6 protein-coding genes are annotated in these 6688 nt (G+C 38.8%); 1 reads left to right on the top strand and 5 read right to left on the bottom strand.

Features of this window, described 5'->3' with window-relative positions:
* Positions 1 to 574 precede the first annotated feature (574 nt).
* Positions 575 to 2221: a tetratricopeptide repeat-containing response regulator gene (locus QMA08_RS10990; RefSeq protein ID WP_290174512.1), complete on the top strand. Its 1647-nt coding sequence runs from the start codon at positions 575 to 577 to the stop codon at positions 2219 to 2221.
* A 4-nt stretch (positions 2222 to 2225) separates the two neighbouring features.
* On the opposite strand, the gene msrB is transcribed toward QMA08_RS10990, so the two are convergent.
* The 5 genes from msrB to zipA form a co-directional block, all read right to left on the bottom strand.
* The gene (msrB, locus tag QMA08_RS10985) at positions 2226 to 2666 is read right to left on the bottom strand and encodes a peptide-methionine (R)-S-oxide reductase MsrB (RefSeq protein WP_290174511.1); all 441 of its coding nucleotides are present in this window, start codon (positions 2664 to 2666) and stop codon (positions 2226 to 2228) included.
* 147 nt (positions 2667 to 2813) lie between these two features.
* A complete protein-coding gene (locus QMA08_RS10980) occupies positions 2814 to 3254 on the bottom strand; it encodes a hypothetical protein (RefSeq protein ID WP_290174510.1) in 441 nt (146 codons plus the stop codon).
* A 2-nt stretch (positions 3255 to 3256) separates the two neighbouring features.
* Positions 3257 to 3775 carry a DUF2919 domain-containing protein gene (locus tag QMA08_RS10975; RefSeq protein WP_138489372.1) on the bottom strand — a complete coding sequence of 173 codons (519 nt, stop codon included), beginning with the start codon at positions 3773 to 3775 and terminating at the stop codon, positions 3257 to 3259.
* Positions 3776 to 3784: 9 nt separating this feature from the next.
* A complete protein-coding gene (gene ligA / locus QMA08_RS10970) occupies positions 3785 to 5803 on the bottom strand; it encodes an NAD-dependent DNA ligase LigA (protein WP_182673846.1) in 2019 nt (672 codons plus the stop codon).
* Positions 5804 to 5883: 80 nt separating this feature from the next.
* The gene (gene zipA, locus QMA08_RS10965; RefSeq protein WP_024596342.1) at positions 5884 to 6651 is read right to left on the bottom strand and encodes a cell division protein ZipA; all 768 of its coding nucleotides are present in this window, start codon (positions 6649 to 6651) and stop codon (positions 5884 to 5886) included.
* Between the last annotated feature and the right edge of the window lie 37 nt (positions 6652 to 6688).

Below are 6688 nucleotides of genomic sequence, written 5' to 3'. Positions count from 1 at the left end.
TAGCTCAGTTGGGAGAGCATCGCCCTTACAAGGCGAGGGTCACTGGTTCAAGTCCAGTATCACCCACCACATATAAATACCATCAGATAACTTCTCTAGTAATAACTCTTTCTTTTCATATTAAATACATTTAAGAACTTTATAAAAACTCAATATATAAATCGTGTGTAATTAACTTAGCCGTAAGAAAAAGAGCATCACCACCCTTTACAAATAATGGCCAGGGTCACTGGTATCAAGCCAAGTAATCACCCACCACATATAAATACCATCAGACAACTTCTCTAGTAATAACTTTTCCCATATTAAATACGTTTAACTCCAATTTTTACCTTAAATACATTTCATATTTTTATTAAAATCTAAATTTCCATATCAAAGCACTCATCAAATATAGCGTTTCCATTTTACTTATTTGGTTTTTAATTATGTTATTCGGCTCAGTACTTTCGTAGTTAGATAAACGTATTAGGCAAAGTTAAGTACCTAATAAATACAGCTATCATTTAAATTCCCTTGTAAGGAGTTAAACTGTTGATTATAGTCTGTGTTAAATACAATTACGCTTAAGCCAATGCCAACTAAGATCTATTCAAAAGCCAAAATACTTATAGTAGAGGAGCAGCCACTTGCTCAAAGCTATATGAAACAATCGTTAGAAAGGCTTGGCTTTCGGCAGTTGCGCTTTGCTGATCATGCAAACTCTGCAAAAGAGCAGTGTTTAAGTGAAGAGTTTGATCTAATAGTTTGCTCATTCAACTTAAACAAACACCAAGATGGCTACCAGCTTTATGAAGAGCTACGTGTAAAGCAGCTCATAAAAAGTTCGACTGGCTTTATTTTTATCTCAGCAGAAACAAGTGGCTCACTCGTTCATAGTGTTCTTGAGCTGCAGCCAGATGACTTTTTAGTTAAGCCTTTTACAGTACAAGAGCTTAAAACACGCATTGAACGAATCTTAAAACGTAAACACGACTTACAAACAGTGTATTCATTAATTGATGATGGTAACGATTCAAAAGCTATTAAATTTATTGATACCGCTCTGGATAAAAAAAATAATAATTACAGTCCTATCCTACTTCGCTTAAAAGGCGATGCCCTACTTCGCTTAAAGCGTGCTCAAGATGCAAAAGACTTTTTTAAGTCTGTTCTCGATATTCAAAAATTTGCTTGGGCAAAAGTAGGTTTAGTAGAGGCACTTATAGCGAATAACGAACATATTTTGGCGCAGCGAATGCTCAAGACAATGTTAGAGCGCCAAGAAACTCGTTTAGTAGCCCTTGATTTGTTGGGCAGATTAGAAATAAAGCTAAATCAGTTTGAGCTAGCACAAAGCTTTTTAAGTCAAGCAGCAGACATTGCACCGCGAAACATCACACGCCAAAAATCGTTAAGTAATGTGTCACTAATTAATCACGACTACGAAAAAAGCTATTTAACTCAAAAAGATATAGCCTCCTTTGCAAAGCACTCAATACACGACCACCCCGATGTATATTTGAATGCAGCACGTGCCGGTATCGACTTTGCGTTAACGACTGATCAAACTGATCAAATTCAACGAATTTCTAGACAAACAAATCAGTACATTAATGATTTAAAAAAACAGTTTCCTAATAATGCAAATCAAGCTCAAATTGATGTACTAAATGCACGACTTCATTACTTAAAAGACGAGCATCAAAAAGCGAAAAAGCTAATTGAGCAGCTTGATGACGACGATACTCATATCCGATCGGTTGATGGAGCACTTGATAAAGCAAAAGCATTTCATGAACTGGGGTTTCATCAGAAGGCGCAAACCTTATTCACACAAATAATTAGCCACTGTGAAAGACACCCTGCAGTTAGCGACACAACTTACTTGCGTTATATTCAGCAGCAACAAAGTGAGCGACGCGATATTAAAATGGGTCCAAAAGAGCTTAATAACCATGCCGTTAATCAATTTAATAAAGGGCAATTAAATACTGCGCTGGAAGCTTTTACACAAGCGTTTAGAGTCATGCCTCGCAATCAGAGTATTGCACTTAATTTATTACAGTGCCTATTTGATTCAACCAAGCAATCTGGCAGCTCATTTAATATGGATCTTGCTAGAAGATGCTACGCCCTTCTTGATAAAGCTAAATTACAAGCAGATCAGACGCAGCGTTTAGATAAGATTTTGCATATAGCAAAAGAAATGAATTTAAATATTCAAAGCGCTAGTAAATAAAATATTAGAGCTTTTTCATTGCTGCGGCATTAACGCAATAACGTAAACCTGTTGGTAATGGGCCATCTGGAAAAATATGGCCTAAGTGCGAATCGCACACATTACAAACCACCTCTATGCGCTCCATACCATGACTTGTATCGTTTACATAACCAATCGCTTCAATTGTCGCAGGTTGCGTAAATGACGGCCAACCAGTGCCACTATCAAACTTTTCATCGGCATCAAACAATAGGTTATCACAGCAAATACACACATACTTGCCAGGTTCGAGTAATGTACAACTACCCGAGCTATCTGGGCGCTCTGTTCCTTTCTTACGTGTTACGTAATATTCATCTTCTGATAGTTGCATCCGCCACTGCTCGTCAGTTTTGACTACTTTTTTATTTGGGGTAGGATTGCCGTTGGTGGCAAAGTTAATAACATCATTCCACTTCAACATAATAGCCTCATTGAATAGTTGATTAGCTATACTTTATAAAGTCATAAAAAGTACGGCTAATTATTACGTTATTTAATACACTAAAGATCAGCTAAGGAGTGTTGACAGTTTAAGACTAAAACTCGTTCAATCTTAAAGGTAATCTCCTCAGCTAAAGGTAATATTTTGTTTTTCTGAGTCGGTAAGTATTCGTTTAATAAAACTATCTAGCTCTGCTTTTTTTACAGGTAAACTAACACTCATTTGGCGCTCGTTATTACTGTAAATAATTAGCTCATCATCCTTTGTTGTTATGCGTTCAATACTCTCAATAACTAACCAATTTGGACCATGCTTTTTATCAAAAAATCCCATCAAACTAAAAAGTAGTAAATGTTGGGCATCTCGCTGAATAAAATCCTCTAGCCTGTTTCTTGATTTAAATAAGGGCGTTAGCCTATAAACGCTTGAGCAAAAAACAAATACCCACAACCCAAATAGCACTTTAAACCACATAGACTCTAAAAGCTCAGTGCTAATCATTAAAATAATAAGCACTAAGCCTATTAACGATATAGCTATCGCTATTTTTTTATTTACAGCGTCCACAACTAATCCCTTTTAAGTCGCTTTTTTTCTTCTGATGCTTTTTCTGTCGGCTCAGGCCAATCATTAAAAAAAACGGTTAAATAACGGCTTTTCACCAAATACCACAATACCCATAAAACAATCATCATTTGTACTGCTAAAAATGATGAAAATCGATAATGGCTATGCGCGGCTTGAATACTTAACCATGTTAAATCAACAACAGCACATACAATAAGGGGCCAGCGCATATGCCGCCATATTTTTGCTAACTTATCGCTTGCACTGTGTGAATCTCGTGGTCTGCGTAAACAAAATAAAATAGTCGGTATTATTGCGATACTTCCAATTGCTATTGCAATAAAAAAGTCATTTTTATTTTTAAAAAATAACGACATTAAATCAAGTTCAGGTCTGCGACTTAAAGCCGCAATCACCCAAATAAAATAGCCACGTAATAGCACAAGCAAACTTAAATTAAATGCAATAGGAGTTCGGTAACTTCCGTACTTATCCCAGTATTCAGGACCGTATCGGCTCATTGTTGCGTCCTAACCATTATGCTTTTTAAGCAGCTCAATTAATTCATCTTCCGTGAGTATGTCGATACCTAAATCTTGGGCTTTTGTCAGTTTTGAACCCGCTTTTTCACCCGCGACTAACGCATCAGTTTTCGCTGATACGCTACCAGATACTTTAGCACCTAGTTGCTGTAAGCGTGCTTTTGCGTCATTACGATTAAGCGTATTTAGCGTACCAGTAAGTACATAAGTAAGCCCAGCAAGCGGTTGTTCTTCTTCAGAAGGTGCACTCAACGCTGGCCAGTTTACGCCTTGCTCTATAAGCGCATTAACAACTTCTAAATTATGCTCTTCATCAAAAAAGCCTCGAACATGTGTTGCAACTATTTCGCCTACATCACTTACCTGCGTTAAACTATCAATGCTGGCATTTATTATATTTTCAAGGGTAAGGAAGTGATTAGCTAAATTTTGTGCTGTTGCCTCACCTGCTTCGCGAATACCTAATGAATATAAAAACTTAGCAAGCGTAGTGCCTTTCGCCTCTTCAAGGGCTGTTACTAAATTTTTGGCTGACTTAGGTCCCATGCGTTCAAGTGATTCAAAATGTCCTTGTTTTAAAATAAACAAATCAGCGGGCGTTTTTATAAGCTCTCTGTCTACCAACTGATCAACAATTTTATCGCCAAGGCCGTCTATATCCAGCGCTTTGCGTGACGCAAAGTGTTTAATTGCTTGTTTGCGTTGTGCAGGACATACAAGCCCACCCGTACAACGAGCGACAGCTTCGCCTTCAACCTTTTCAACATGAGAGTCACAAATAGGACAAGTTACTGGAAATTCGATATCTCTGGCATCATCAGGGCGGCGCTCAAGTACAACTTGCGTTATTTGTGGGATTACATCTCCAGCACGGCGAATAATAACTGTATCACCTACTTTTACGCCTAAACGTGCAACTTCATCACTGTTATGAAGCGTTGCATTTGATACGGTAACGCCACCCACAAAAACAGGCTTCAAACGTGCAACCGGTGTAATGGCGCCAGTACGACCGACTTGAAAATCAACATCAAGTAGTTGGGTTATTTCCTCTTGCGCCGGAAATTTATACGCAATAGCCCAGCGGGGAGCTCGTGCCACAAAGCCTAAACGCTCTTGTAAGGCCTTTTGGTTTATTTTTATTACTACGCCATCAATTTCATATTTAAGCTCGCCACGGCGCGTTAAAATATCGCTGTAGTACTCAAGCGCGGCTTTAGGACCTTCAACTAATTTTGTTTCTGGACACAGTGGCAACCCCCAGTCAGTTAACTTTTCTAATTGCTGATAGTGATCCTCAGGAATACTGCCATCAGCTACAAGCCCGGTACTATAGGCATAAAACATGAGTGGGCGTTTAGCTGTAATTTTAGAGTCGAGTTGACGCAAACTCCCCGCGGCTGCATTACGCGGGTTAACAAATACTTTTTCACCGCGTTTTTGCGCTTCAGTATTTAATTTATCAAAGCCAGCGCTGTCCATAAATACTTCGCCGCGCACTTCAAGCTCTTTTGGGTAATCACCACGTAACTTAAGCGGTACATTACGAATGGTTTTAACATTTTGAGTAATGTTTTCACCGGTAAAACCATCACCTCGCGTAGCCGCTTGTACAAGCACACCATCACGATAAATAATTGATACGGCTAATCCATCAAGTTTTGGCTCACAACAAAAAGTAAGCTCATCAGTACTCATTAAACGCTCTTTTATACGGCGATTAAACGCAGTGAATTCTTCTTCACTAAACGCGTTATCAAGCGATAACATGGGTACTTGGTGCGCTACTTGCTCAAATTTACTCAGTGCGGCACCGCCTACTTTTTGTGTCGGAGAGTCGGCGGTTAAAAATTCTGGGTGCTGCATCTCTAGTGCGCTTAGTTCGCGTAATAACCTATCGTATTCAGAATCAGGAATACTGGGGGTGTCGAGCACATAATAGTTATAGTTGTGTTGCTCTAATGTAGTACGAAGATGATTAATTTGCTCACTAATGCTGCTAGACATTTAAACCTCAATAAACATAAAAAAAGCCACTTTGACGAATCACCGTCCAGTGGCTTATAAAAATATAATGTATGCGTTATTTACGCTGAAAAAGAACGAACCTGTTCAACATATTGCCTGATGCGCTCTACTGTCATTTCATTTCGCTCAGCATCTAAAATTTGCGCACCAAATTCATCCGCTAACTTTTTAGCTGCGCTGTGCAACATATTAAATGCCGCTAGACCATCGCCGTCGCACGGTAACGTCATAAATAAGCTTACCCCAGCGGTACTAAATTGTTCCATATTATCAATATCAAACGTACCTGGGTTATACATATTTACTAATCTAAATAAAACAGGGCCTTGGCCAGCCGGATCTAAGTGGCGATTAAAAAAGCCCTCCTCAGAATATTTAAAACCTAAAGTATTAACTGCTGGTAATAGTTTACTGCCCTGCATACTAAGCTCTTCTGGCATTTGAATATGCACAATAACAAAGTCAGACATTTGAGCAGGCGCTTCTTCAGCACTTTGATCTTTTGTTTCAAGATCATCAACTATTTCTAAGTCATCTTCAATCGGTGTTTCTGGCACGCTTGTATCAATTTGCGGCTCATTTGCATCAAAGTTAAGCTCGCCAAATTGTGGCTCATCACGTTCGTCTTGCATTGGCTCTTTTGGCTCAGCCTCAGTACGAAACGGTTTAGATGAAGCTGGTGCGCTTTGTTGTAATGGCTCAACCCGTTCATTATCCGATACTTCTGGGCGGTCTTTTTTTCTAACTGACCACAATCCATGTATTAATAAACCACCAATGACAATTACACTGATAACGATTAAAACCCATCTTAATTGTTCGGCCATCCCCTCACCTTTTATTATTTGATATGCCTAAAACCTG

The organism is Pseudoalteromonas sp. APC 3355, assembly GCF_030407615.1.
Taxonomy (GTDB): Bacteria; Pseudomonadota; Gammaproteobacteria; order Enterobacterales; family Alteromonadaceae; genus Pseudoalteromonas; species Pseudoalteromonas distincta.
Note: the sequence above shows the minus strand (reverse complement) of the source record. Positions and strands in the feature narration are given on the sequence as shown.

Bases quoted from the DNA above. Each gene is read 5' to 3' on its own strand.
- ligA (WP_182673846.1), bottom strand. From the start codon at position 5,803: ATGTCTAGCAGCATTAGTGAGCAAATTAATCATCTTCGTACTACATTA.
- QMA08_RS10990 (WP_290174512.1), top strand. From the start codon at position 575: ATGCCAACTAAGATCTATTCAAAAGCCAAAATACTTATAGTAGAGGAG.
- msrB (WP_290174511.1), bottom strand. From the start codon at position 2,666: ATGTTGAAGTGGAATGATGTTATTAACTTTGCCACCAACGGCAATCCT.
- zipA (WP_024596342.1), bottom strand. From the start codon at position 6,651: ATGGCCGAACAATTAAGATGGGTTTTAATCGTTATCAGTGTAATTGTC.
- QMA08_RS10975 (WP_138489372.1), bottom strand. From the start codon at position 3,775: ATGAGCCGATACGGTCCTGAATACTGGGATAAGTACGGAAGTTACCGA.